Origin of the sequence: Paracoccus sp. IB05 (genome assembly GCF_016405985.1) — a bacterium.
Taxonomy (GTDB): Bacteria; Pseudomonadota; Alphaproteobacteria; order Rhodobacterales; family Rhodobacteraceae; genus Pseudogemmobacter.
Map to the genome: position 1 here is coordinate 1 of NZ_JAEFCF010000055.1, position 23,425 is coordinate 23,425.

Consider the following 23,425-nt stretch of genomic DNA (forward strand, 5'->3'; position numbering starts at 1 on the left):
AGGCCCTGGATGATGCGCCGGACGGCCAGATATCCCTGACCGATCCCGACGCGCGCGCCATGGCTGCCCGCGCACAGCACAGCGGGCATGTTGGCTATCATGTTCAAAGCGTTATCGATGCCGAGCCCCATCTGATCGTGACCCAGGAGGTCGCCACCCAGGGCTATGACCGGGATCCTCTGACACGGATGGGGAAGCAGGCCAGGGATGTGCCGGAGCTGGAGGAGATGCACATTCCTGCCGATAAGGGCTACTTCAGCGCCCGCGAGATCCTGGCCTGCCATGAGGCAGCTATACTGGACCAACGCATGCAAGGGGGGGCTCTGAAGGATCGCTGCATAGCGGGAGATGAGCGCCGGGTCTCACGGTGGGAGCACGAGCATCTTATCGATGCGTCGAACGCCAGGTGGCGCGGCCCCGCTGCACCGATGCGGGTTCGCGGGTCAAAGGCTGAGCATCCCTTTCGGCACCCTCGAAGCCTGGATGGCGCACAGCCATGTCCTGACGCGCGGCCTGAAAAGAGGGGGGAGCGACATGGCACGCAACGTCCTCGCCCAGATTATCAGACGCATGATCCCGCTGATCGGGATCGGAGGGCTGATGCACGCGATCCAGAGTGGATCCGGCGGCGCCGACGGCAGATTTGCGGTCGGAACGCCCGCTTGCGAAGCCGTTTCCCGAAATCCACAGCCTGGGCCTGAAAATTCGGCGCGCCCCACCAAACACCAGACTTCACCTGTCACGGACAGGCAGTTTCCACAGAGCCTCCGCCCGGGTGGCGAGGAAGCTGTGGATGGATTCTCAACTGCGGTTCCCATCTGAGAACGTGCATGCTAAAATCCGGGCATGAAAGCAAAACATTCCGATCAGGCGGCCAGTCAGGCCGCGAGAATGACCCAGGCGCTCCGCGATGGCGGGGTGCGGGTGACCCGGCAGCGTGAGGCGCTGGTCCGGGTCCTGACCGAATCCGCCGATCATCCGGATGCGACCGAGCTGCATCGCCGCGCGCAGGTGATCGATGATACGGTGTCTCTGGCGACGGTCTACCGGACGCTGACCGTGCTGGAACGCGAGGGTGTGATCCATCGCCATTCGTTTGAAAACGGCTCGGCCCGGTTCGAGGTCGCGGCCCAGGGGCATCACGATCATATCCTCGATCTCGACAGTGGCGAGATCATCGAATTCCACAGTGAGAAGATCGAGGAATTGCAGCGCTGGATCGCCGCCGAGATGGGCTATGAAATCGTCCATCACCGGCTGGAGCTGTATTGCCGCAAGGTGTGAGGGGTTTGGCCGGGGAGTGGGGGGCCTGCCCCCCACGGCCTTCGGCCTCCCCCCGGAGTATTTGGGTCAGGAGGAAGGGCTATTCCGCGGCATGATTGCGGCGCGGCGCTGGGGTGAGACTCTCGAGCCTTGCCGAGAGGCTTTCGATGCGGGCGGCGAGGTCCTCGGGGGCGGGGGCCTCTGGTTCGCGCTCCGGGCTCCCGATCAGGCGGCCGAAGATCCGGGCGAAGAGGCGCGAGATATCGTCCATGATCAGGTAGAAGGCCGGCACGATCACGAGGCTGAGGATCGTTGAGACGATGATGCCGCCGGTGACCGCGATGGCCATCGGTGCGCGGAAGGTTCCGCCCTCGCCAACACCGAGCGCCGAAGGCAGCATCCCTGCCGACATCGCAATCGAGGTCATGACGATGGGGCGGGCACGCTTATGGCCGGCCTCGACCACGGCGGCGATCCGCTCCATGCCGCGCGCGCGCATCTCGATGGCGAAATCGATCAGCAGGATGGCGTTTTTCGTGACAATCCCCATCAGCATCAGAATGCCGATCAGCACCGGCATCGAGACCGGATTGTTGGTGATGATCAGGGCGATGGCAACGCCTCCGACCGAGAGGAGCAGCGAGGCAAGGATGGTGACAGGCTGGATGACCGAGCGGAACAGAAGGATCAGCACCGACAGCACCAGCATCAGCCCCATGATCATCGCATTGGCGAAACTGTCGAGGAGTTCGGCCTGGATCTCGGCATCGCCCGAGGGGCGCAGGATGACGCCGTCTGGCAGGTCGAGCGCCGAGGTCAGTGCCTCGAACCGGGCGGTGGCATCGCCGAGCGCAACCCCGGGGGCGAGGTCGGCGCCGATCTGCGCGACCCGGAGCCGGTTCAGCCGTTTGATCTGCGCCGGGCCCTGCGAAATGGTGATATCGGCGACCGAGGCCAGCGGCACCAATACTCCGGTCGCGGTCTGCACCTTCAGCGCGGCCAGCCGGTCCGGATCGCCGCGCGCCTCGTCATTCAGCCGCACCCGGATCGGGATCAGGCGATTGCCGATCGAGAGTTTCGCAAGCGCCGCGTCGAAATCGCCGATGGTGGCGGTGCGCAGGGTGGCCGCAATGGCGCCGGTGGTGACGCCAAGCCGTGCGGCCTCGTCAAGGCGGGGCGTGACGCGGATCTCGGGGCGCGGCAGCGTGGCCTCGGTCGAGACATTCATCAGGAGCGGCTCGCCGGCCAGCGCGCTTTCCAGCTCTTCGATGGCTTTGGACAGCGTGTCTGCGTCCGGCGAGAGGATGTCATAGGCGAGAGGGCGGCCGCCCGGGCCTCCGGGGCCGCCGAGCTTGAAGGCGCGGATATCGGGGATCGCGGCGAGGCGGGTCAGGACTTCGGCCTCGATCACGTCCTGGGGGCGGGTGCGGGTGTCAGAGGGCGGCAGTGTCGCCCAGGATCCGATCAGCGGCAGCTGGCCGGCCACGTCTGAGAGCCGTCGCAGGAGGCTGACATCGCGGCGTTCCAGCAGCACGGTGATGGTGGCGCGACGCAGTTCGCGGTCGCCCAGAGGCGAGGCGCCGCCGGTGACGAGGATATGCTCGATGCCTTCGGTCGGGGCGATGGCCGCGCGCATCGCTTCGGTGACGCGGTCGGTTTCAGAAAGGCCCGAGCCGGGCGGCAGTTCGACCGAGATGGTGAAGCGGCTTTCGTCATCGGGCGGGAAGAGGTTGCCGGGGATCCGCGACATGGCGATCACCGAGCCGGTCACCAGCACGATGGCAAAGATCAGCGTCAGATAGCGGGCGAGAAAGCGCCAGCGGCCCATGCGGGCCGGGCCGGTGCTCAGCCGCACAAGCCGCATATAGAAGCGCATCACCGGGCCATCCCGATGGTCATCCGTATGGGCTTCGGCATCCCGCGGGCGCATGATATAGGCCGACATCATCGGCGTGATCAGCCGCGCAACCAGCAGTGAGAAGAACACCGCGACCGCGACCGTCAGCCCGAATTGCATGAAATACTGTCCGGGAATGCCGGGCATGAAAGAGACCGGCACGAAAACCGCGATGATCGTCGCAGAGGTCGAAATCACCGCGAGGCCGATCTCATCCGCCGCATCAATCGAGGCGCGCCAGGGCGATTTCCCCATCCGCATATGGCGTGCGATATTCTCGATCTCGACAATGGCATCATCGACGAGGATTCCGGTCGCCAGCGTCAGCGCGAGGAAGGAAAGGAGGTTCAGCGAAAAGCCGATCATATCCATCACAAGGAAGGTCGGCACGGCCGACAAAGGCAGCGCGACGGCGGCGATAAAGGTCGCGCGCCAGTTCCTGAGAAAGGCCAGCACGACCAGAACCGCAAGGATCGAGCCCTCGATCAGCGTATCAAGCGCTGCCTGATAATTGCCCTGGGTATAATAGACCTGATCGTCGATCAGGGAAATCTGCACCTCCGGGTGATCTGCACGCACCCGGGTCAGCGCCTCTGCCACGGTGGCCGCGACCGAGACCTCGGACGCGCCTTTCGAGCGGTAGACCGCCAGCGCCACCACCGGATTGCCGTCCTGGCGCACAAAGCTCTGCGGATCGCCGTAACCGTTGCGGACCTCGCCCAGATCGGCGAGGCGGACGAAACGGCCATTCGGCAGCGCGATGGTCGCATCCGCCAGGCCCTGCACCGTCTGCTGGTTCCCCAGCGTGCGGATCGCCTGTTCGCCACCGCCGAATTCGGTCTTGCCCGATCCGAGATCGGCATTGGTCTGCGCCAGCTGCTGGCTGACCGCAAGCGCAGTGATGCCGTAGCTGCCAAGGCGCAGCGGGTCGAGATCGACACGGATCTCGCGATCAACCCCGCCATAGCGGCTGACCTGGCCCACGCCCGGACGGCCCTGCAACGCGCGGGTCAGCGTATCATCGGTGAACCAGGACAATTCCTCGATGGTCATGGCGGAGGAGGAAACCGCGAAGGTCTGGATCGCCTGACCTTCGACATCGACCTTGGTGACGATGGGGGCCTCGACATCGGCGGGCAGATCACCGGTGATGCGGTCAATCGCATCCTTGACGTCCTGGACCGCCGTTTCTGTCGGTATCTCCATGCGAAATTCGATCATCGTGGTCGAAAGCCCGTCCGAGATATTCGAAGTGACATTCTTCACCCCGTTCAGCCCGGCGACGGCATCCTCGATCTCTTTGCTGACCTGGGTTTCCAGCTCGGCAGGTGCCGCGCCGGCCTGGGCGACGGTGACCGAGACCAGCGGCAGATCGATATTGGGAAAGCGCGTGATCGGCAGTCTGTTGAAGCTTTGCCAGCCAAGCGCCATCAGCAGCACAAAGGCAAGGATGGGCGCGACGGGGTTGCGGATCGCCCAGGCGGAGAAATTCATCTGATATCCCTCACTGCACCTGATCCTGGTTGCCCGGATCTTTGGGAGCCGGATCTGCGGCGGGTGAGGCTTCCGTGACCGGATTGACCTTCTCGCCCGGGCGGATGAAGGCGCCGGCGCGGGTGATGACCAGATCTCCGGGGCGCAGATCGCCCGCAGCAAGCCCTGCAAGCCCCTGATCGCGGATCATCACAACGACCGGCATCTCTTCAACGATCCCATCCCGTACCCGCAGGAGCATCTCGCCACCCTCTTTGCTGCTGATCGCCGAAAGCGGCACGGCGGCGAGGTGATCCTGGGCCAGCGTTATCGTCGCCTCGGCAAACATGCCTGCCCTGAGCGCGGGCTCGGGCGGTAGGCTGATCCGTGCGCGGCCCTGGCGGGTGGTGGTGTCGATGGCGGGCTCGATCAGGCGCATCCTGCCGTCAAGGGGGCCGGAGAGGCCGGCGGCGCGCAGGCGGGCGGGCTGGCCGGGGCGCAAAGCGGGCAGCGCGGCCTCTGGCACATCGGCGCGCAATTCCAGCGCGCCGTCTTTTTCCAGCACGAACATCGGCGCCCCTTGCGCCGAGGCGACCGCGCCTATGGTGGCATTCCTTGCAGTGATGCGCCCGCCATAGGGGGCTTTCACCTCGGTCCGGGTCAGCATGAGATCGACATTGGCAAGCTGCGCCGCCGCCAGATCGGCCTGCGCCTTTGCGGCCGCCAGGGTCTCATGCGCCAGATCAACCCGCGCTTCGGCCGCCTGGAGCGACGCCGCCGCGCTGTCGGACGCGGCTGAAGTCGCGGTGCCCTGGGCTTCAAGCCGGGCGGTGCGCTCAGAGACCCGTTTTGCCTCGTCCCGCGCGGCGCGGGCCTCGATCTGCTGCGCCTCAGACTGGGCAATCGCCGCCTTCGCCTGGGCCAGACCGGCAAGGCTTTGCGCGCGCTGGAGGTCGAGCGACGATGAGGACAGCACCGCCAGCACCGCGCCGGTTTCGACATAATCGCCGATATCGGCGCGCAGTTCCTCGATGGGCTGGCCCTCGATCAGCGGCTGTACCTGGACCTCTTCGACCGCAGCGATCAGCCCGGTGACGATCAGGCGCTCGGTCAGATCCTGCATCGTGACCGGGGTGACATGGATCGCCGGCAGGGCAATTTCGGTCTCGGGCTGGTCTTCAGCCAGCAGCGGGAATGCGGGCAGGGCGGCAAGGGCGGCAATCGCAAGAAGCTGGCGCATCGGTCAACCGTGAGCAGGAGCGAGGGGGATATCGTCAAGGATCTGGTCAATGCTGCGCCGGATGAGCCGGGACAGCGTCGGGTCGGGGCTGAGGTCAGAGCGCTGGCCATAGCCGCGCAGCACCAGGACCACAAAGCGGGCCTGCGAGCTGAAACGGGCGCGGCAGATCTCTGGTGCAAGACCGGAGACAGCGGCGAAAACCTCAAGCAGCATGTCGCAGACGGTTTCTTCCATCCGCAGACAGGCCGTTGAAATCTCGGATTGCCGGAGCGCGCTCGCCGAGATCTCAGCCGCCAGCCGGCAGTCATCCGGGCCGGTCTCTTCCAGATGCTGCGCGATGCCAGCGCGCAGCGCCGCCATCTTGTCGGGCGCCATCAGCACGGCTTCGAATTGCGCGCGCACCTCATCGACATCCTGGGCGACCAGCGCTTCGACGATCGCGGTTTTCGACGGGAAATAGCGGTAGAAATTACCGACACTCATCCCGGCGGCGCGGGCGAGGTCATTCATCGACGTGCCGTCAAAGCCTTTCGCAGCAAAGGTGCTGCGGATCGCGGTAAGGATCCCGGCGCTGCGGGGCTGGATCGCGCCAGGACCGGGGGCGGGTGCGGCAGGGGATTCCATCAGGGGCTTTCTTGCGGCAATAGGAGGGGCAGGGTGTGAATGAACGTTCATTCTCATAATGCAGGCCGCGAGCGACTCTGCAAGTGCAAATCCTGCCGGACTGTGGCAGAAGCCGCCCATATGGGCCGGAGACGGGCGAAAATCCGCAGGCGGGCTCAGGATGCGGCAGGAGATGGTGATGCAGGAGCGGTTCTCGTTCGAGGTGAAGGCGACAGATGGCGCGGCGCGGCAGGGGGTGATCCATACGCCCCGTGGTGATATCCGCACGCCAGCTTTCATGCCGGTCGGCACGGCGGCGACGGTGAAGGCGATGATGCCGGACTCGGTTGCCGCGACCGGGGCGGATATCCTGCTCGGAAATACCTATCACCTGATGCTGCGCCCCGGGGCGGAACGGATCGACCGGCTTGGCGGGCTGCATAAATTCATGAACTGGCAAAAGCCGATCCTCACCGATTCCGGCGGCTTCCAGGTCATGAGCCTCGCGGGTCTGCGCAAGCTCACCGAAGAAGGCGTGACGTTTTCCAGCCATGTTGACGGATCGAAACACATGCTCTCGCCCGAGCGCTCGATGGAGATCCAGAAGCTGCTGGGATCGGATATCGTGATGTGTTTCGATGAATGCCCGGCGCTGCCGGCGACCGAGGAAGAGGTCGCGAAATCCATGCGGCTCTCGATGCGCTGGGCGCGGCGCTCGCGCGATGCCTTTGGCGACCGGCCCGGACATGCGCTCTTTGGGATCATGCAGGGCGGCGTCACCCGCGATCTGCGCGAGGAATCCGCCAAAGCCCTGACAGAGATCGGCTTTGATGGCTATGCGGTCGGCGGCCTTGCGGTGGGCGAGGGGCAGGAGGCGATGTTCGGCGTTCTCGATTACGCGCCCGGGTTCCTGCCGCAGGACAAGCCGCGTTACCTGATGGGGGTCGGCAAACCCGACGATATCGTCGGCGCGGTGGAGCGCGGCATCGATATGATGGATTGCGTGCTGCCGTCCCGGTCAGGGCGCACCGGCCAGGCCTGGACGCGGCGCGGCCAGGTGAACATCAAAAACGCCCGCCACCAGGACGACCCGCGCCCGCTGGACGAGGCTTGCACCTGCCCGGCCTGCCGCAACTATTCCCGCGCCTATCTGCATCACGTGCTGCGCAGCCAGGAAATCATCGCCTCGATGCTGCTGACCTGGCACAATCTGCATTATTACCAGGAGTTGATGGCGGGCCTGAGGGACGCCATCGGGGCAGGGCAGCTGTCCTCCTTCGTTGCCGGCTTCCACGCCAAACGCGCAGAGGGTGATATCGAGCCGCTCTGAACTGGTGCCGGCTGTAAACTTCAGCGCGGCGGCATTTGCGGGGCTCCTGTGGCGAGCAGGGAGCGGTCCGGGCGCCCGTTTGCCCGTGCGGCGTAGCCGTCATTCACCTCGCGGGCGATGCAGCTCAGCGCCAGGCCGAGGCGCAGCATCGGATATGCGCCGCGAACGGTTTCCTGCCATGAAATCTCGCTCCCTCCATCCGGGCCGGGACTGACCTTGAAAAACAATGTGCCGCCGAGCGTTCTGAGGGCCGTTTTCCCATCGGGATCCCAAAACTGAGCTTCCATGCTGATCTGCCGTCCCGGCATATAATCGTGAACCGTGACCAGATGCGGGAAATCGCCTTTTCTTTGAAGCATGAAATCGGCACCGATCCCCTCGGGCGCGGCGCTGACGGTGCTTTCGGGGTAAAAATAGCGGTCCAGCTGTCCAGGCAGCGGGTAAAGCAGCTTCCACGCCTCTTCCGGTGGCTCTGGCGAAGTAAAACGCCCGCGAAAAGGGCCTGCATCGCTGCGCATCCAACCCGGGCAGGGGCCGATTGAAAAACGACAAACAAGACAGAAACAGGCAAAGAGGATGCTCCATTCCGCCCAGCCTGCAACCTCGCCCCAATGGGTCAGGTCGCGCGGCTTCGGCAGATTTGGACCGATCAGCGCCATCAGCGGTGGCATGATCCGTTCCAGAACCGTGACGATCAGCGCCGTCAGGGCGAGGGAGATGAGCAGCACCTCGATCGCGTCGAGAAAGCGCGGCGCGAAAGCCGCAAGAAGCGCGGTGCACAGGGCGATAAAGCCAAAGCTGAGGATCGCGATGGTGATCAGCCCCTCTGACGTTTGCAGTCTCTCGACCATGCCCGCGTCGAACTGGTCCATCGCATAAAGCGCAAAGCAAAGCGTCAGGGTCAGCAGGGTGCCGCCGAAGAGCATGCGCTTATATTGGTGAATGATCCGCCTGAGCATGGCCCGGCTCCTGGTTGGTGTCACCTTTTTGTTATCCGGCTTCCGGGCGATGATGTGGCGCGAACAGGGAAAAAATGTCCCGCCACGGGCTTTGGTGGGGATGGAGTTCCGGGTGACTTCGCCATTTCGGATGCCAACCCCTCTTGCAGAGCCATGCCCGCACGCTATTCTGCCTTGCTGACCCCGCGAGAGGGGGGAGACTTGAATTCATACTGTGGTCAACACAGATTAACAGGCGATCCGATGGAGATGGCGATGGCTGCCGATACCCGGGGCCGCACTGTCTGCCGAAATGAAGGATGAATGATGAGCGATATCAGAACCTCCACTTACCCCGTCCTGCCGCTCCGCGACATCGTGGTCTTTCCCCATATGATCGTGCCGCTGTTTGTGGGCCGGGAAAAATCGGTGCGGGCGCTGGAAGAGGTGATGCAGGATGATCGCCAGATCCTCCTGTCCAGTCAGCTTGACCCGACCGTGGATGACCCTTCGCCGGAAGGGATCTATCGCACCGGCGTGCTTGCCAATGTGCTGCAGCTCCTGAAACTGCCCGATGGCACCGTGAAGGTGCTGGTCGAGGGCAAGTCGCGGGTGAAAATCACCGATTTCATCGACAACCCGTCTTACTTCGAGGCAAGCGTCGAGCCGCTCTCAGAAGAGACCGGCGATCAGGAAGCGGTCGATGCGCTGCTGCGCGCCGTTGGCGAAGAGTTTGAACGCTACGCCAAGATCAAGAAGAACATCCCCGAAGAGGCGATGGCTGCGGTTTCCGACACGCGCGAACCGGCGCGGCTGGCGGATCTGGTGGCCGGGCATCTCGGGATTGATGTGGCGCAGAAACAGGATCTTCTGGAGACGCTGGTGATCGCCGAGCGGCTTGAGAAGGTCTACGGCCAGATGCAGGGCGAACTTTCCGTCCTCCAGGTCGAGAAGAAGATCAAGACCCGCGTCAAGACCCAGATGGAGAAGACGCAGCGCGAGTACTACCTGAATGAGCAGATGAAGGCCATTCAGAAGGAGCTTGGCGACGGCGAGGACGGCCAGAACGAGATTGCCGAACTGGAAGCGCGGATCGCAAAGACCCAGCTGTCCAAAGAGGCAAAGGAAAAGGCCGAAGCCGAGGTCAAGAAGCTGAAGTCGATGTCGCCGATGTCGGCAGAGGCGACCGTTGTCAGGAACTATCTCGACTGGCTCCTGGGCGTTCCCTGGGGCGTGAAGTCGCGCACCAAGAAAGACCTGCCGGCGGCTCAGAAGGTGCTGGACAGCGATCACTATGGTCTTGAAAAGGTCAAAGAACGCATCGTCGAATATCTCGCCGTTCAGGCGCGGGCGACGAAGCTCAAGGGCCCGATCCTCTGCCTCGTCGGCCCGCCCGGCGTGGGGAAAACCTCGCTTGGCCGTTCGGTCGCGAAAGCCACGGGCCGCGAATTCATCCGCATCAGCCTGGGCGGCGTGCGTGACGAGTCCGAGATCCGCGGTCACCGCAGGACCTATATCGGCTCGATGCCCGGCAAGATCATCCAGGCGCTGAAAAAGGCGAAAACCACCAACCCGCTGATCCTGCTCGATGAAATCGACAAGATGGGCCAGGATTTCCGGGGCGATCCGGCATCCGCGCTGCTTGAGGTTCTTGACCCCGAACAGAACGGCACCTTCGTCGATCACTATCTCGAGGTCGAATATGACCTCTCGAACGTGATGTTCATCACCACGGCGAACTCTTACAATATGCCGGGGCCGCTTCTCGACCGGATGGAGATCATCCCGCTTTCGGGCTATACCGAAGACGAGAAACGCGAGATCGCCAAACAATATCTGCTGCCGAAGCAGGTCAAGGCCAATGGTCTGAAGAAGGGCGAATTCGCCGTTTCCGACGAGACGCTGAACCATGTCATCCGCCATTATACGCGGGAGGCGGGCGTCCGGAACCTCGAGCGTGAGATCGCGAAACTGGCACGTAAAGCGGTGACCGAGATCCTGAAAGGTCAGGCGAAATCAGTCGACGTGACCACGGCAAAATCCGAGGAATATCTCGGGGTGCAGCGTTATCGCTACGGTCTGGCCGAGAAGGAAGATCAGGTCGGCGTGGTGACGGGGCTTGCCTGGACGAGCGTGGGCGGTGATCTGCTGCATATCGAGGCGCTGAAACTGCCCGGCAAGGGCCGTATGAAGACGACCGGCAAGCTCGGCGATGTGATGAAGGAATCCATCGACGCGGCCTCGTCCTATGTGCGCTCGATCAGCCCGCAGCTGGGGATCAAGCCGCCGAAATTCGACACGGTGGACATCCATGTCCACGTGCCGGATGGCGCGACACCTAAAGATGGTCCCTCGGCCGGTCTCGCAATGGTGACGGCGATTGTGTCGGCGCTGACCGGTATTCCGGTCAGGAAGGACATTGCAATGACGGGCGAGGTCTCGCTTCGTGGCAATGCTATGCCGATCGGTGGGCTGAAAGAGAAACTGCTCGCGGCACTTCGCGGTGGCATCCGCACGGTGTTCATCCCCGAAGAGAACGAGAAGGATCTCGCCGAGATCCCGGCCAATGTGAAAGAGGGCCTGGAGATCGTTCCCGTGACCCATGTGCGTGAGGTTCTTGCCCGCGCCCTGACCCGTCAGCCCGAGCCGGTTGACTGGGATGAGGCCGCCGAAGAGGCCGCCGCCGCCGCCCGCGCGGCCGAAAGCCGCGACCGTGCACAGGTCGCGCATTGATCCCGGCCTGAGCGGCTGACAGCAAAGACGGCGCGGCAGGCCCCACCTGCCGCGCCGTTTTGTTTTTGCGGCGCTGCAATTTCATTGGCGGGCCAAGGGGCGGATGGATAAGCTCGGTGCAGATGCAACATATGCGGGAACTTGGCCATGCCAGCGCTTAAGACTGCGGTGAAACCGAAGGCGACCCCGGCCAGAAAGGCGCCGCCCGCCAAAGCGGCAGAAGCCCCGGCTGCGCCGGCTGACAAGGCCGGTGAAGAGGCCCGCGTGAAATCGGCGGGGCTGAAGCTCAAGGATCTGCTGGTCCGTGTGGCGGAGCAGAGCGATGCTCCGAAAAAGACGCAGCGTGAAGTGTCCGAGGCTGTTCTGGCAGTGCTTGGAGCCGCGCTTGCGGCCGGAGAAGAGCTGAACCTGCCCGGTCTCGGCAGGCTCAAGGTGGTGAAATCATCGGATAAATCGGGCGGGGCGGTTCTGACAGTCAAAGTTAAGAACGCCGGACAAAAGAAAGAGGCAAGCGGGAAAGAGCCTCTTGCGGAGGACGGAGAGGATAGCTAAAAGCCCCTCACCGGGCGATTAGCTCAGCGGTAGAGCGCTTCGTTCACATCGAAGATGTCAGCGGTTCAAATCCGTTATCGCCCACCATGTTTCCGATGGCGCTAAGGCAGGTTTAACAACCCCTTAGCGCCTTTTTCTTTGCCTGCCGACATCTTCGGAGATACCCCGAAGACGTCACGCGGTCACCACGCGGTCACCGGATTTTGGGGCAGGCACGCCGACACGGTCACCACCCCCTTGTCCGGCATACCGCTCGAATCGAAGGCCGATCCTCATCACAGGCTGAGCAGCAGATTCACCCGAAACACGGTATCGCGCCCTTCGATGACCGTCGCCAGCGCCGTCACGAAGTCGCGCAGGCTGCTGCCCGCCTGCGGCGCGGTATCGCCTTCGATCTGCCATTCGACAAGCTGCGGCATCGCCAAGGTCACGGTGGCCCATGTTGCGCCTACGGTCTTGTTCTTCGTCATCTTTGCGGCTCCTGCTTCGCCCCGATTTATGATGAAAAATTAGCAGGCTGAAGAGATGTCGCACAAAATGGGGCGCTGCGGTTTGCCGGAAATATGTGGCAGTCGAGGGACAATGGCTACGGCAAGGTACGGGGTGCCCCGGCGGTATCGGGCCGGGAATCGCCTGCATCACCTACACGCGCTACACTTGGCCGTGGGGTCCGCTTTGCGGGACGAAGCGGTCGCTCAGTCAGTCGCCTATTCAGATAATTTTTCGTGAGGGGAAGTAAATGAAATACATATTCGATAATGAAATAATTAAACCAAACCCATTTGGGGAAACATCTGAAGAACGCATCGCGCATCTGGAGGGCACAATTGGATGTATCTTTCATGATCAATATAGAAATTACCTTAAAACTTACAACGGTGGAAAATTTAAAAATGATTGCTTTGTATTTAGCGGAGGTGTCGATGGTCGTATCCATGGCATGTATGGAATTCACGATGGCCCCGATTATGCCAATCTCGTCACCCGATGGAATTTGGCTGAGTACTATGACATAGGGGAAAAAGTCGCATCGGAAAGCGGCTATTTTGTGTTCGCATCCACTGCTACGGGGGATTTGCTCTTGATGCACGGTAGGGATGATGGTGTGTATTTTTTAGATCATGAGAATATAAACTATGAGGCTGGTAATGCCACTGAAATTAATCCCGTAAAGGTGTCAAATAGCTTTAATGAATTTGTTGGGGTGTTGCGGAGTGATTAAGCGTTGATCTTGACGCGGCGTTCCGCCAGCGGCGCTGGACCGGGCCAGCCGTGGCAGCTATGCGGGACAAAGCCGCCGTTAGCAGGCGCTACGTGACGAAGCGTAGCATTGCCTCCGGACCGACCCGTCGGGTGGAAAAGGCCCGTACGACTGTTCAACAACTTAGGTTCCCATTCCCAGTCTATCTGTATTTGAGACCCATGCGGCTATATTCCGTAAAAATTCCCACACATCATCCTGTGCCGGTCTGACATATGCGGCAAGGGATGGGTCCGATCCCAGTGCTGCGAACATCTCCCCCAGCCAGACAGATTTATTACGGTGACAGTTCAAATGGGGTAGCCATGATTCAAGTTCCCCAGTACGCACCGTGAACAGGCCATAGGTCTCCATCTGGTTGAAAAAAGCTACCGCTGTAGCAAGCTCATCGCCAGTTAGCAGGTCGATCCCTCCCTGTCTTTTATAATCAGGGTTGGCGGCATTAAGATATGCTCTCACGGTTTGACGTGTGTTTCTTAGGCCTTGCCGCAGTCCTTCTGGTATGCCAGCCGCATTAAAGTACTTGGTGCAGACCTGCCCGTCTTCTTTGATCCAGTCGATGTCAACCACCAGCGCTGACGGGACACCAACTTGGCGTAGCTCCGCCACGATTTCTGAGGCCGTTTGCTTATTGTGAGCATTGAGGAATGTTGCATGGCGAACGCTCGGCGGGGAATATAGATCTAATCTATTATTGATCTCCTCATAGAATGCGCGATCGGAGTCCGCCTCAACGACTACAGCCGATTCGTAAAATAAAGCCGACACCACCCCCACAGATCGTAGCAGGGGATCGTTCATCATTTGTGAGAGCCGCATCGCAGGTAATAGCTGCGCCGTTCCTCTTCCCGCCCGATGTGTGAGTCGCACAACATCGATCGGTGCGCCCGCTGAAAGGCAGCCCATTAGGAAATGCGGGCTGTGCGTCGCAGCGAAAAGCTGCTTGTCTGCGCCGATTTTGAGCCCTATCTGCCTGCCAAGCGTGTAAGCTAAGCCGGGATGTAGAAACGCTTCCGGCTCATCAATGATTATAACCTCCACATCGCCCGCAATGACCTCCGACAGAACACCTACGAACGCTTTCGTCCCATCGCTCGATGCGGAAAGAGGGTGCGAATCTCGAAAAAACTCGATGGCCTGATCAGTAAAAGCGCGCTCGATCTCAGCAGGCGGTCGCGTTTCTGACAACGCATATGCGAATGACCCCATCTCGGTTGGATCAATCACGAGGTGCATCTGGAACGAATCATAGATGATATCCGATAAAGCATGTCGAAGAGCATCATCTTGGAACAAAGCTGCGATCGTCGACTGGGCCGGATCGGTCAGCCTTTGTGCCGGAGACTGATTTACAAGCCCCAGACGGCTCTCGCCCGTCAGATTGAGCGCGAACATACTTAATAGATGCTGAGAAATGTATTGCAGGTTGGAGTGTTGATCGCGCTGCCGCCGATTGAATCGAGTCAATAAGTCATCAAGAAGATATTGCTCATTAACCTCATGACGACCCATGTTCCTGCGCACGAAGATCCGCCGCTCGGGTGTTGGTCCAACTTCTGGAACGCGGAATTTTGAAATCTTTTGCTCTGCGCGCTCCCTCGTAATATTCGTGATTCTCACCTCAGAAACCACATGTCGGTTGTGAGCCTGATTGAAGATGAATTCATTGGTGATGTCGCGAAGAGCGGAACTCTTCCCGCCGTTGTTAGGGCCGACAAATACGGTCACGCGCCCCGGATCAATTTCCAGCGGTGGCGACTCTGGCTTAGGCCCGCTCTTGAATATCAGATGTTCCAGCAGCATATTCGGCAGCAATCTTTCCATGAATAGTTCTATTACTTGCCAGCTACTCAAAAAATCTTCACTTTCGCAAGTGTTGTGTGATGGCGGCCTCAATGCTCGACGAAGGGAAGGCAAGCCGCCCGCACTTAGGGATCGCCAATGACCGCTACGGGCCGCGTTTTCCGCTGCCGCAGCGAAAGGCGCGCCTTGCCGCAGTCTGCCTGAGTGTCGGTGATGGGCTCAAAACGTCGATCTGCCTCCCCACTCATCTGCCCTTCATCGGTTCCACCATTTCCAGCCCCACCAGACGGCTGCGCCGACGATCCACAGGGCAGCAAACAGCAGCGCGGCCATCGCCACCAGCGGCTGGATGAGAAAAAGGCAGGCTAGGGTGAGCCAGACTGCGCAGGTGGCGAGGATCAGGCGGAATGTGTCGGGGCTCATGGCTGTGCCTCCTGCGGTTCGGCGGACTTGGTGCCGAAGGCCCGTTCCCAATCTTCTGGTGACATGAATGCCTTCCATTCCTCCGGCGTCAGCGTGATTACCTTACGTGGGCGGCATTTTCCACTGGGTGCCGGTGCAGGTTCGGCCTGCTTTCGCTCCGATGGCGGGCCAAAGATGATTTCCGCCTGCTCCGGCGTGAGCTCAATCCGTCTCACGGGTCTGCTATCTGCCGGGCAATTCTCTGCCGCCTTGGGGATTGCGTCCGCAATCGGACCTCCGATCCGCCCCGAGGCAGTGGGGTTATGCACCAGCCAGTCGAAATCCATGCGGCGCAGAAAATCATCGCTATGGCGCGCGAGTACGAACGCGCCAATGAATGCGGCCGCCCCGAGAAACTTGTTCACCGTTTTCATGGCTGTTCCCCGCCTAACGCCCCCTCACTGGTAGTTCGAGTTGCAGTAGGTGATGCCGGTATAGCTCTGGCAGGTGGTATTCATCTGCCCGCCGGGGCGCGGCCCATAGACATAAACGGGCCGGTATGCCGGTGCCGTCACCGCCTGCTGCTGCAAGTTGCGCATCGCGTTTTGCTGCATGGCGAGCAGCGCGCAGGCTTCCCGGATACCCGAGCGGCAGGCCTTCACCGGGTCACCGGGCAACGGCCCCAGCTTCTTTGCCGGGGCGCAGCCTGAGAGCGCCACGGTCGCGCCGATCATCAGCCATTTCATCGCCTTCATGTCGGATACTTTCACAAATCAGAACTACGCTTCAATTATTTAGGAAATTCAAAGCATGATCGATTTATGCTGTCAATCTATGAAGCCTAATCCGGCATCATGGACAGCGATCTCAAACACTTCATCGCCGGGCAGGTGCGGACCTTCCGCAAGGCGCGCGGCCTGCAACAGGCCCGGCTGGCCGAGGCCATCGAGCGCACTGCAGAAGCGATCTCGAATATTGAGCGGGCGAAGTCGCTCCCGGCGCTCGACACGCTGATGGCGATTGCCGGGGCGCTTGATGTGCCACTGCGGGATTTCTTCCCCGAGGCCGGGGCGGTGGAGAACAAGAGCCCGAACCGGATGCGGCTGGAAGCCGAGGCGACGGCGCTGCTGCGCGGCCTCAGCGACGAGCGCATGAAGATCGCCCTCAGCCAGTTGAAGGCGCTGGACAGCGCCTGAAAAGGGGTTCCGCTATGCGGACGAAACGGTCATTCCTGCTTTCCCGGTTGTTGCTGCTCTGCTTCCTCGCTGAAGCGCCCCCGTTTTTGCATAAGCAATAATGCGCTGAGGGCTGCTGGCTCCAGCCGGGAGGGCCAACCTGAGGCAATCAACTCCTCATCTGTAATGTCTGACGCGGTGTCATCGCAGGCATCATCCAAAAGGGCGCGCACCGCAGAGATGGCAACCAATTCGTCATCGCTAATTGCACTGTTAGGTGCCCAGGAATTTTGCCGGTCGTCATCACGATGTGGTAGCCAATCGTAGAACCATTCGAAAAAATTGCCTACTCCAACTTCGCGCACACTTTCGTCCCCTCCAGCGAGAATTTCCAGCACCTCCATGATGCGGTTGCGAACCCGCTGGTCGACAATGCGTGGGGAAGGATTGGATGTCATGGCCGCACTATGTCGTCGTGGTCGAACGTCCGCAATGGGCTCAAACTGCGGCCCGCCCCGTCTGCCCCCCTCCTATCTTCAGCATCCCCACACGGGGAGAGCTCTACACCCCTTCCGGCAGGGCCACGGTGACCCGCCAATCCCCGGTCTCGAATGCGCCGTCGCAGGCGATACACCAGTCGATATAGCCGGTCTCGATGCCAAGGATCACCGCGATCCGGGCGGCGGGCAGATCGATCTCCTCGCCGCTCCGGGTATCGGTGAGACGGTATCGCAGGGTCACCGGACGGGGCACGGAGAGGGCCACGGGAGCGCCCTCTCCCCCCGGCGCGGGTGTGATCGCCGCCGACATCAGCGCAGGCCCCCGGCGACCGCGCCATAGGCCTCGTCGAGCAGCCGCAGCGCGCCCTCGCCGCCCCGCACCGCCTGCGTATAGTGGCCCAGCGTGACCGCCGGATTGGCATGACCGGCGAGCTTCGCCACCAGACCGACCTCGACCCCCTGCGCCTGCAGGGTCGAGACGAAGGAATGGCGCGCGCTGTGATGCGTGACATAGCGAACGCCTGCTGCCTTCAGCCCCGGCTGCCAATAGCGGCGCAGGAAGTTGCTGTAGAGGATCGCCGCGCCGCTGCCCTCGGGGCGTTGCGGCCAGGCGCGCGGATGGCCGGGGCCGCAGAAGACGCGGTAAAGACGGCCATCGAGGCGCGGGCAAATCAGCTTCCATTCCAGAAGCATTTTGCGCAGGCTGGCGCAGATCGGGATCTCGCGCTCGCCCGCCTCGGTCTTCGTCGCCAGCGTCATGCTGCCATCGCGCTCCTGCACCCGGCGGATCCGGATCACGCCCGCGTCAAAGTCGACATCCTCCCACAACAACCCCAGCTGTTCCGAGGCGCGGACGCCGGTCAGGAAGGGGAAGGCATAGAAGATGCCGCGCGCAGGGTCGGATTTGGCATGGTCGATCAGCTGCGCCACCTCGCCGGGATCGAGGATCGACTTCTTCGGCTTCTGCTTCCGGCGGGTCAGATTGCTCGGCATATTCGGCACGGGCACCCCGAAATCTTCCTGCGCCAGCGCGAGGATCGACTTCAGCATGCCCTTGACCTCCTTCGCGCTGAACTCGCCCACTTCTTCGCGCACGGTGGCATGCCAGGCGCGAATTTCGGCAGTGGTGAGCTCGCTCAGCTTCTTCGGCCCGAGCATCTGCAAAATCTTGGCATCGCGATGCGGTTTGACGCCGGTTTCGGTGAAGACCGCGCGCTCTTTCGGGCTGCCCTGCAGCAGCGGCCCGGTGATGATGCGGGTCAGGATCGCGTAGGTCTTGCGGGTCTGGGGCTTGATGTCGGGGGTCTTGACGCCGAGCCAGTGGGTGACCGCCTCGGCAACAGTCGGGTTGGCATTCGGATTAAAATAGCGCTGGCCTTTCATCGCGGCGACGATGCGGTCGCGTTCGGCCTCGGCCTCTGGCTTGGTGGCGAAGGAGAGACGGCGCTTTTTGCCGGTCTCGGGGCACATCCAGTTGACGGAATGGAGGCGCTGGCACTGGACCTTGCCCGAGGCAAGGCGGCGCTTGCGGTTCCAGATGCCGAGTTTGACGGTGGTGGTGGTCATGGCGGGTCAGATCCTTGTTTGTTGGCGGCAAAATCAGGAAAACACGCCCGAAGATGTCGCGCAATTCATTGAAAACGCTCGAAAACGGGCGAGACAGTGACCTTGTGATGACCGCGCCACAAGGCGCGGGCAGCGGCGATGGACAGGAAGAGCGCCGGGAGGCCGTGCAGGGCATTCGGGAGGCTCTGGCGGGCCTATCGGGCGGGTATCAGGGCGACCGGAGGGCCAGACGAAGGCCCATGACGCGGGGCAGGATTACATCGCTACCGACGAAGATGTCGGGGCAGCTGCGGCGCTGAGAGCCGGGGCGGCGGTGACACGGGCGAAGGGTGGGATCGCCGCCCCGGGGCCGAGATACCCCCTAGGCGACCAGCATAGTGGGCGGGAGTATCGGCAATCAGGGACCCGCAAACACGGGGTCGCGGCAACCGAATGGTGTTAACGTGGGAGGCTGCAAGATCAGCCGCACCAATGCTTCGCGAACTCGGAGATGTCGGTCTTGTTGACACCCAAATCCAAAAGCGAGCCATCGGCGAGTTCAGCATGGAAAGCCCAATACGGGCCATTCTTACGACGGGTCCAGCCAATCACTTTCCGCCCCCGAAGTTCGGCCAATTTTTTCGGGCGGGTCGTGATGATCGCGAGAAGAATATCAGAAACCGGCGCCTAATTGGCCAGCCCCCGGAATTCGTCGTGATCCGGCAAAGTGCGGATGCGATCCAGAAAGGCATGCAGGTCTTTCTGAGTAGCAAAGGTTTGGTTGGCGATATTGATAACAGGCATGATGCCCTCCTGATTTTGAGAGAGGTTGAGATTTAGGGGGGCGTTATGGGTGTTATATATGTTATAGGTATCCGGGAGGTCGGGACGACGCAGATCTGCCCGCCCCCCGGTGCTATCGGCGCGCGGTCAGACCGCAGCGTGATATGTCACACCCATAACGCCCATAACGCAGATCAGAACTCGGGCGGCTCATCGGTTCCCGGTTGTGCCGGGCGCGAATACCCCCGATGCGCCTTGCCATTGATCCGCAGGGTGTCGGGGCCGCTCCAGCCGAGTTCACCCATGACGCGCGCGAGACGTTTGTTGTGGAAATCCTGCCGCTGCCCGGGCGCAATATTCAGGTTGCCCGGCCCGAACAGGGTGCTCGTGCTGACACGCGCCTCGCCATTGACGACCGAAAGCTCCTGAATGACTTCCAGCTGATCGAGCCACGGGTCACGGGGCATCCGTTTCGCCTGTGCTTCGGCAGCATCCTTCCAGAGCGTTTCCGGCAGGGTGAGTGAGTAATCGGATTTTTCCAGTTCGGACGCTTCGGCCCAGATCTGATCGCGATCCCGTTCCAGCGCCTTCAGGTCAATCTCGCCGGTCAGTACCGGCCAGAAGCGGCGGTTGCCGGTGACATCCTTCAGATAGGTGTCATCGTTGGTCGTGCCGATGAACACACATTGCCGGGGATGGCTGGTCGTGAACCGGGCATAAGCGGCCCGGAAGCGATCCGTATCGCGCGAGAGGAAGCTTTTCAGATCATTGGTATCCGTGTGCTTCAACCCGGAGAGTTCCGCCACCTCATAGAGCCAAACACCCATAAGCAGTTCGCCCTGCACCTTCTGGTCGAGCCCGATGATGTTCTGGTCGGAGAAATTCTCCACACCGGCAAGAATCCGGAGCGCAGAGGATTTGCCGCTGCCTTGCGGACCTTCAAGAACCAGCATCGTGTCGAATTTTGTGCCGGGCTTGCGAACCCGCCGCACCGCAGCCACAAAAACCGCTTTAGCGAAGGCACGGTTCAGCGCCGTATCCTCGGCGCCGAAATAGTCCGTAAGCAAACGCTCAAGACGTGGTTTGCCATCCCATTTGAGGCCGCCCAGATAATTCTGGACCGGATGATAGGCGTTATCCAGTGCGATGGTATGCGCCGCATCGCCGATATTGACCTTTCCCGGATCAAAGCCAAAGGCATCGGTGGCTCGCTTACGCAGATAGGCAAGCGCGTCGTCATTCATGTCGCCCGCAAATTCCTGCACCGCCACGCCGGAAACGCTGATCCGCAAACGGAAGAGATCGTAAAGTATCTCAACGCCGAGGCGCAGCAGGCAAAGGATGGCATTGCGAAAACTGGCGCGAGGACGACCGTCTTTCATTTGGTCCGGCCAGCCCTCCTCTGTGGCGATAGCGCGCTGCTCAATCAGGGCGATGCGTTTTTCGTCGCCCAGCTGTATCGGCGATTTTATTTTCTCCCAGAATTTGCAAGCCTTGCAAAACTCCTCGCCACCGAAGCGATCAGAAATCGTATCGCAGCGGAGCGGCGCGACATTGGCTTCGATATGACCGAACTTGTGCTCGGCTTCCCGTTGGTCGTATTTCGGATGCGTCGCGCTGTACTCAAGGAATATCTCGCGACCGTTCAGGCAGGCGGCAGTGATCGAGCCCCCTGCCGTCCAATCCGGCTCTGATGCCGATGCGGCCCCTTCTCCGGTAAGGTGTTCATACCATGCGCAATGCTTGCAGATGAGGTCGTGATCGGCGGGCGGATAATCTTTGCGCTCCGATTTGCCCGCTGTCACGACTTCCGCGAGCTTCAGATCCGCCACATCAACCCGCGCATCCGCATCCCAATTTAACACTTCAACAGGGCGCGGCTCGCCGTATTTATGGTTGAAGGTCAGCGGTACACGGTAAACGCGGGCGAGGTCTGAACAATCGTCAATCTCCCGGTCATGCGCCTTGAAGTGTGCCGCGACCTCGGCCTGAAACGCTTTCAGGAAGCCCTGCGCGCGTTTGCGATCCGCATCGGTGCGGCAGACAATCGGCTCTTTCAGCACAAAGATCACATGCAGCCCGCCGCCGCTGTTCTGGATCAGCGTGGGCTTATGCTTCAAGTTCTCAAGTATCCTGAGAGCTTCCTCCTCGTCCTTCGGATAGTTCTTCGAGGAGTTCTTTTCGCTCGTAAAATCAACATCCAAGAAGAACGCACTCACCTGAGCGACGGTAGCATTGCCGCCACGTTTACCCGGGGCGAGATCTGCCGACTGGGTGGCATTGCCGATATACAGGTCGAGACGCGGTGCATCCTGAACTGCGGCCTCAATCAGCTTATTCACCGAAGCGGCATCGAAGTGACGCGACTTCTTGGTCTGCTTATCCCACAGCACAAGGACGCCGGGGAAATCGGTGCCGAATACGGTGCCGATGTACTCGGGCAGGAAGGTCGCGAGTGTCAGGTCAGTCATTGTCACGACCCTCCGCAGCCAGAGCAGCATAGGCCAGCATGGCGGCGCGGATCTCAGAGATCAGCACCCGACGGCGCGACGAAAACGGCGCGTGGCAGGGCAGCAGATTGCGGTTGATCGCCCGGCGCAGCGTGGATGCGGGGATGCCCAGCACCCGTGCCGCAGCCGGGATGGAAAGGTAGCGCTCGGCATGAGCGCCGGGGGAAATGGTATGCGTCATTTTCGGCATCCTCTGTTCTGGGAACGTGGGTGCCGATGGCCATCGACGTGACCTTAGTGCAGGAAAATGCGTGCTATTTCATCTCGATAGGAGTGCCACCTCTAAGGGGTGGCATCCTTTTTCTTGAAGGCCCGGGGGGACAATCGGGGGATGCGAGGTTCCTCCTGACGTGCGCTCGACAGGAGAAGTAGATAGCGTGGGCTGCCAACTTTTAGGCTACGCATCGTCGATGTAAGTTCACCAGATCGACCAAGGCATCGTCCAAACCACTCCTTCGAAAATCCGTCTGGGACTTCTACTTTATCCTTTAGGATGTCATTGATGAGGCCTTTGAATGACGCGATGGCCGCATTCGGCGTCATCTTTCCTTTCTCAATATGAAAATGACGCCAATGCACATACCACTTGAGCTGTGCGTCGATGCTCTGCGTCTTTCCAGCATTTTTTCGCCGAACATCGTCAGTGAGATCAGAACTGAGCGCGAGCGAGCTGTTCAAAAGGTAGCCGTGACACGCAGAAACAATGCCCCAATGGTACAGGAGGTTTGGTGTCAACTCCTCCTGTTCAATAAGCCGCTCAAGTACGGCCAGATGTTCGAGCGCCATCTCGTGAAATCCGAGCAGCATCGACCTGTCTTCCGACGCCCGATACCGTATTATGAAATTATTGCCGTACTTATCAGAATCAGCCCCATCTAATTTAAAGTACTTTTCCGACTTGGCATCTTCCTCTCTTTCAATAATCCATCCTTTTACCTCCCTCCGGAGGTCACAAAACAGATCCTCCAGTTGATCCCAATCAAACTCAGCGTCTTCGCAGCCGTATACATCTCGATAATGTGGCAATTTGACACCCCCGACTAAGATACGCCACTAATGGTCACGCTGCTGTAGCGCTGCTCAGGATAAAGGGTGCGCCAATGGCTGTTTGCAGATGATCCGGGCCTTATCCCTCGGGTTCGCCGACCATTCTTACCGTCCATCATCCTGATCCAGGCGCCTTCCCACCCGTCAACAAGCAGAACCACTTCCTGACCCGGCGAAAGTTCATCGAGCATCTGAACAATCTGCGGCGCCCCTGAAATATGGGCAAACCATATCACAGCATCCCTGATTTGAACTGTCCCTGCCATTGCCTCCTCCGCGCAGACTGGCGAAACCAAGACAAAGAGTAGAGCGCAGCTGGACCTGTCCCGGTTCTGTTCCGGTCAGGTGCTCATGTTAGGCGGCCCTCTGC

At 60.8% G+C, this 23,425-nt stretch carries 22 protein-coding genes and 1 tRNA gene; 7 read left to right on the forward strand and 16 right to left on the reverse strand.

The genetic code is table 11. From position 1 onward, the window contains the following. The first annotated feature begins 891 nt into the window (after nt 1-891). Nucleotides 892-1,284, forward strand: coding sequence for a Fur family transcriptional regulator (locus JC607_RS23245; RefSeq protein ID WP_198839116.1), 393 nt, complete (start codon nt 892-894; stop codon nt 1,282-1,284). Nucleotides 1,285-1,363: 79 nt separating this feature from the next. Here the strand turns inward: JC607_RS23245 and JC607_RS23250 are convergent, their stop codons facing one another. From JC607_RS23250 to JC607_RS23260, 3 genes are read right to left on the reverse strand one after another with little or no spacing between them, the layout of a single operon-like run. Continuing rightward, nucleotides 1,364-4,654 carry an efflux RND transporter permease subunit gene (locus JC607_RS23250; protein ID WP_198839117.1) on the reverse strand — a complete coding sequence of 1,097 codons (3,291 nt, stop codon included), beginning with the start codon at nt 4,652-4,654 and terminating at the stop codon, nt 1,364-1,366. Between the two features lie 10 nt (nt 4,655-4,664). Next, on the reverse strand, nt 4,665-5,873 hold the full coding sequence (locus JC607_RS23255) for an efflux RND transporter periplasmic adaptor subunit (RefSeq protein ID WP_198839118.1): 1,209 nt from the start codon (nt 5,871-5,873) through the stop codon (nt 4,665-4,667). Between the two features lie 3 nt (nt 5,874-5,876). After that, on the reverse strand, nt 5,877-6,497 hold the full coding sequence (locus JC607_RS23260; protein WP_198839119.1) for a TetR/AcrR family transcriptional regulator: 621 nt from the start codon (nt 6,495-6,497) through the stop codon (nt 5,877-5,879). Nucleotides 6,498-6,675: 178 nt separating this feature from the next. On the opposite strand from JC607_RS23260, the gene tgt reads away from it, so the two are divergent. Next, complete coding sequence (gene tgt / locus JC607_RS23265; RefSeq protein WP_198839120.1) at nt 6,676-7,806, forward strand: tRNA guanosine(34) transglycosylase Tgt; 1,131 nt, start codon at nt 6,676-6,678, stop codon at nt 7,804-7,806. A 20-nt stretch (nt 7,807-7,826) separates the two neighbouring features. Here the strand turns inward: tgt and JC607_RS23270 are convergent, their stop codons facing one another. Beyond that, the gene (locus JC607_RS23270; RefSeq protein ID WP_198839121.1) at nt 7,827-8,765 is read right to left on the reverse strand and encodes a hypothetical protein; all 939 of its coding nucleotides are present in this window, start codon (nt 8,763-8,765) and stop codon (nt 7,827-7,829) included. Nucleotides 8,766-9,071: 306 nt separating this feature from the next. Between JC607_RS23270 and lon the strand changes: the two genes are divergently transcribed. From lon to JC607_RS23285, 3 genes are all read left to right on the forward strand, one after another. Then, nucleotides 9,072-11,477: an endopeptidase La gene (gene lon / locus JC607_RS23275; RefSeq protein WP_198839122.1), complete on the forward strand. Its 2,406-nt coding sequence runs from the start codon at nt 9,072-9,074 to the stop codon at nt 11,475-11,477. Nucleotides 11,478-11,624: 147 nt separating this feature from the next. Next, the gene (locus tag JC607_RS23280) at nt 11,625-12,029 is read left to right on the forward strand and encodes an HU family DNA-binding protein (protein ID WP_198839123.1); all 405 of its coding nucleotides are present in this window, start codon (nt 11,625-11,627) and stop codon (nt 12,027-12,029) included. Nucleotides 12,030-12,041: 12 nt separating this feature from the next. Further along, nucleotides 12,042-12,116, forward strand: a tRNA-Val gene (locus JC607_RS23285). Between the two features lie 188 nt (nt 12,117-12,304). Here JC607_RS23285 and JC607_RS23290 read toward each other — a convergent pair. Beyond that, on the reverse strand, nt 12,305-12,499 hold the full coding sequence (locus JC607_RS23290) for a hypothetical protein (RefSeq protein ID WP_198839124.1): 195 nt from the start codon (nt 12,497-12,499) through the stop codon (nt 12,305-12,307). 269 nt (nt 12,500-12,768) lie between these two features. Here JC607_RS23290 and JC607_RS23295 point away from each other — a divergent pair, with 269 nt between their 5' ends. Further along, the gene (locus tag JC607_RS23295; RefSeq protein WP_198839125.1) at nt 12,769-13,251 is read left to right on the forward strand and encodes an SMI1/KNR4 family protein; all 483 of its coding nucleotides are present in this window, start codon (nt 12,769-12,771) and stop codon (nt 13,249-13,251) included. A 162-nt stretch (nt 13,252-13,413) separates the two neighbouring features. On the opposite strand, the gene JC607_RS23300 is transcribed toward JC607_RS23295, so the two are convergent. From JC607_RS23300 to JC607_RS23315, 4 genes are all read right to left on the reverse strand, one after another. Further along, nucleotides 13,414-15,114: an ATP-dependent endonuclease gene (locus JC607_RS23300; protein WP_198839126.1), complete on the reverse strand. Its 1,701-nt coding sequence runs from the start codon at nt 15,112-15,114 to the stop codon at nt 13,414-13,416. 234 nt (nt 15,115-15,348) lie between these two features. Then, entirely contained in the window at nt 15,349-15,516 is a 168-nt protein-coding gene (locus tag JC607_RS23305; protein ID WP_198839127.1) for a hypothetical protein, read from the reverse strand. Beyond that, on the reverse strand, nt 15,513-15,929 hold the full coding sequence (locus JC607_RS23310; RefSeq protein ID WP_198839128.1) for a hypothetical protein: 417 nt from the start codon (nt 15,927-15,929) through the stop codon (nt 15,513-15,515). Before JC607_RS23310 ends, JC607_RS23305 begins: the two co-directional genes overlap by 4 nt. A 24-nt stretch (nt 15,930-15,953) precedes the next feature. Next, entirely contained in the window at nt 15,954-16,229 is a 276-nt protein-coding gene (locus JC607_RS23315; RefSeq protein ID WP_198839129.1) for a hypothetical protein, read from the reverse strand. A 120-nt stretch (nt 16,230-16,349) separates the two neighbouring features. Here JC607_RS23315 and JC607_RS23320 point away from each other — a divergent pair, with 120 nt between their 5' ends. Continuing rightward, complete coding sequence (locus JC607_RS23320) at nt 16,350-16,691, forward strand: helix-turn-helix domain-containing protein (RefSeq protein ID WP_198839130.1); 342 nt, start codon at nt 16,350-16,352, stop codon at nt 16,689-16,691. A gap of 29 nt (nt 16,692-16,720) precedes the next feature. Here the strand turns inward: JC607_RS23320 and JC607_RS23325 are convergent, their stop codons facing one another. From JC607_RS23325 to JC607_RS23355, 7 genes are all read right to left on the reverse strand, one after another. Next, the gene (locus JC607_RS23325) at nt 16,721-17,128 is read right to left on the reverse strand and encodes a hypothetical protein (protein ID WP_198839131.1); all 408 of its coding nucleotides are present in this window, start codon (nt 17,126-17,128) and stop codon (nt 16,721-16,723) included. A gap of 103 nt (nt 17,129-17,231) precedes the next feature. Then, nucleotides 17,232-17,435, reverse strand: coding sequence for a hypothetical protein (locus JC607_RS23330; protein ID WP_198839132.1), 204 nt, complete (start codon nt 17,433-17,435; stop codon nt 17,232-17,234). Between the two features lie 44 nt (nt 17,436-17,479). Then, entirely contained in the window at nt 17,480-18,736 is a 1,257-nt protein-coding gene (locus JC607_RS23335) for a site-specific integrase (protein WP_198839133.1), read from the reverse strand. Between the two features lie 956 nt (nt 18,737-19,692). Next, nucleotides 19,693-21,969 carry a virulence-associated E family protein gene (locus JC607_RS23340; protein ID WP_198839134.1) on the reverse strand — a complete coding sequence of 759 codons (2,277 nt, stop codon included), beginning with the start codon at nt 21,967-21,969 and terminating at the stop codon, nt 19,693-19,695. After that, nucleotides 21,962-22,189, reverse strand: a complete 228-nt coding sequence (locus JC607_RS23345; protein ID WP_198839135.1) for an AlpA family transcriptional regulator — start codon at nt 22,187-22,189, stop codon at nt 21,962-21,964. Before JC607_RS23345 ends, JC607_RS23340 begins: the two co-directional genes overlap by 8 nt. A 101-nt stretch (nt 22,190-22,290) precedes the next feature. Continuing rightward, nucleotides 22,291-23,034, reverse strand: a complete 744-nt coding sequence (locus JC607_RS23350) for a hypothetical protein (RefSeq protein ID WP_198839136.1) — start codon at nt 23,032-23,034, stop codon at nt 22,291-22,293. A gap of 14 nt (nt 23,035-23,048) precedes the next feature. Beyond that, the gene (locus JC607_RS23355; RefSeq protein WP_198839137.1) at nt 23,049-23,321 is read right to left on the reverse strand and encodes a hypothetical protein; all 273 of its coding nucleotides are present in this window, start codon (nt 23,319-23,321) and stop codon (nt 23,049-23,051) included. Nucleotides 23,322-23,425 lie beyond the last annotated feature (104 nt).

Bases quoted from the DNA above. Each gene is read 5' to 3' on its own strand.
- JC607_RS23340 (WP_198839134.1), bottom strand. From the start codon at position 21,969: ATGACTGACCTGACACTCGCGACCTTCCTGCCCGAGTACATCGGCACC.
- JC607_RS23280 (WP_198839123.1), top strand. From the start codon at position 11,625: ATGCCAGCGCTTAAGACTGCGGTGAAACCGAAGGCGACCCCGGCCAGA.
- JC607_RS23300 (WP_198839126.1), bottom strand. From the start codon at position 15,114: ATGGAAAGATTGCTGCCGAATATGCTGCTGGAACATCTGATATTCAAG.
- JC607_RS23305 (WP_198839127.1), bottom strand. From the start codon at position 15,516: ATGAGCCCCGACACATTCCGCCTGATCCTCGCCACCTGCGCAGTCTGG.
- JC607_RS23355 (WP_198839137.1), bottom strand. From the start codon at position 23,321: ATGGCAGGGACAGTTCAAATCAGGGATGCTGTGATATGGTTTGCCCAT.
- JC607_RS23245 (WP_198839116.1), top strand. From the start codon at position 892: ATGACCCAGGCGCTCCGCGATGGCGGGGTGCGGGTGACCCGGCAGCGT.
- JC607_RS23250 (WP_198839117.1), bottom strand. From the start codon at position 4,654: ATGAATTTCTCCGCCTGGGCGATCCGCAACCCCGTCGCGCCCATCCTT.
- tgt (WP_198839120.1), top strand. From the start codon at position 6,676: ATGCAGGAGCGGTTCTCGTTCGAGGTGAAGGCGACAGATGGCGCGGCG.
- JC607_RS23260 (WP_198839119.1), bottom strand. From the start codon at position 6,497: ATGGAATCCCCTGCCGCACCCGCCCCCGGTCCTGGCGCGATCCAGCCC.
- JC607_RS23345 (WP_198839135.1), bottom strand. From the start codon at position 22,189: ATGACGCATACCATTTCCCCCGGCGCTCATGCCGAGCGCTACCTTTCC.
- JC607_RS23290 (WP_198839124.1), bottom strand. From the start codon at position 12,499: ATGACGAAGAACAAGACCGTAGGCGCAACATGGGCCACCGTGACCTTG.
- JC607_RS23295 (WP_198839125.1), top strand. From the start codon at position 12,769: ATGAAATACATATTCGATAATGAAATAATTAAACCAAACCCATTTGGG.
- JC607_RS23270 (WP_198839121.1), bottom strand. From the start codon at position 8,765: ATGCTCAGGCGGATCATTCACCAATATAAGCGCATGCTCTTCGGCGGC.
- JC607_RS23335 (WP_198839133.1), bottom strand. From the start codon at position 18,736: ATGACCACCACCACCGTCAAACTCGGCATCTGGAACCGCAAGCGCCGC.
- JC607_RS23315 (WP_198839129.1), bottom strand. From the start codon at position 16,229: ATGATCGGCGCGACCGTGGCGCTCTCAGGCTGCGCCCCGGCAAAGAAG.
- JC607_RS23310 (WP_198839128.1), bottom strand. From the start codon at position 15,929: ATGAAAACGGTGAACAAGTTTCTCGGGGCGGCCGCATTCATTGGCGCG.
- JC607_RS23255 (WP_198839118.1), bottom strand. From the start codon at position 5,873: ATGCGCCAGCTTCTTGCGATTGCCGCCCTTGCCGCCCTGCCCGCATTC.
- lon (WP_198839122.1), top strand. From the start codon at position 9,072: ATGAGCGATATCAGAACCTCCACTTACCCCGTCCTGCCGCTCCGCGAC.
- JC607_RS23320 (WP_198839130.1), top strand. From the start codon at position 16,350: ATGGACAGCGATCTCAAACACTTCATCGCCGGGCAGGTGCGGACCTTC.
- JC607_RS23325 (WP_198839131.1), bottom strand. From the start codon at position 17,128: ATGACATCCAATCCTTCCCCACGCATTGTCGACCAGCGGGTTCGCAAC.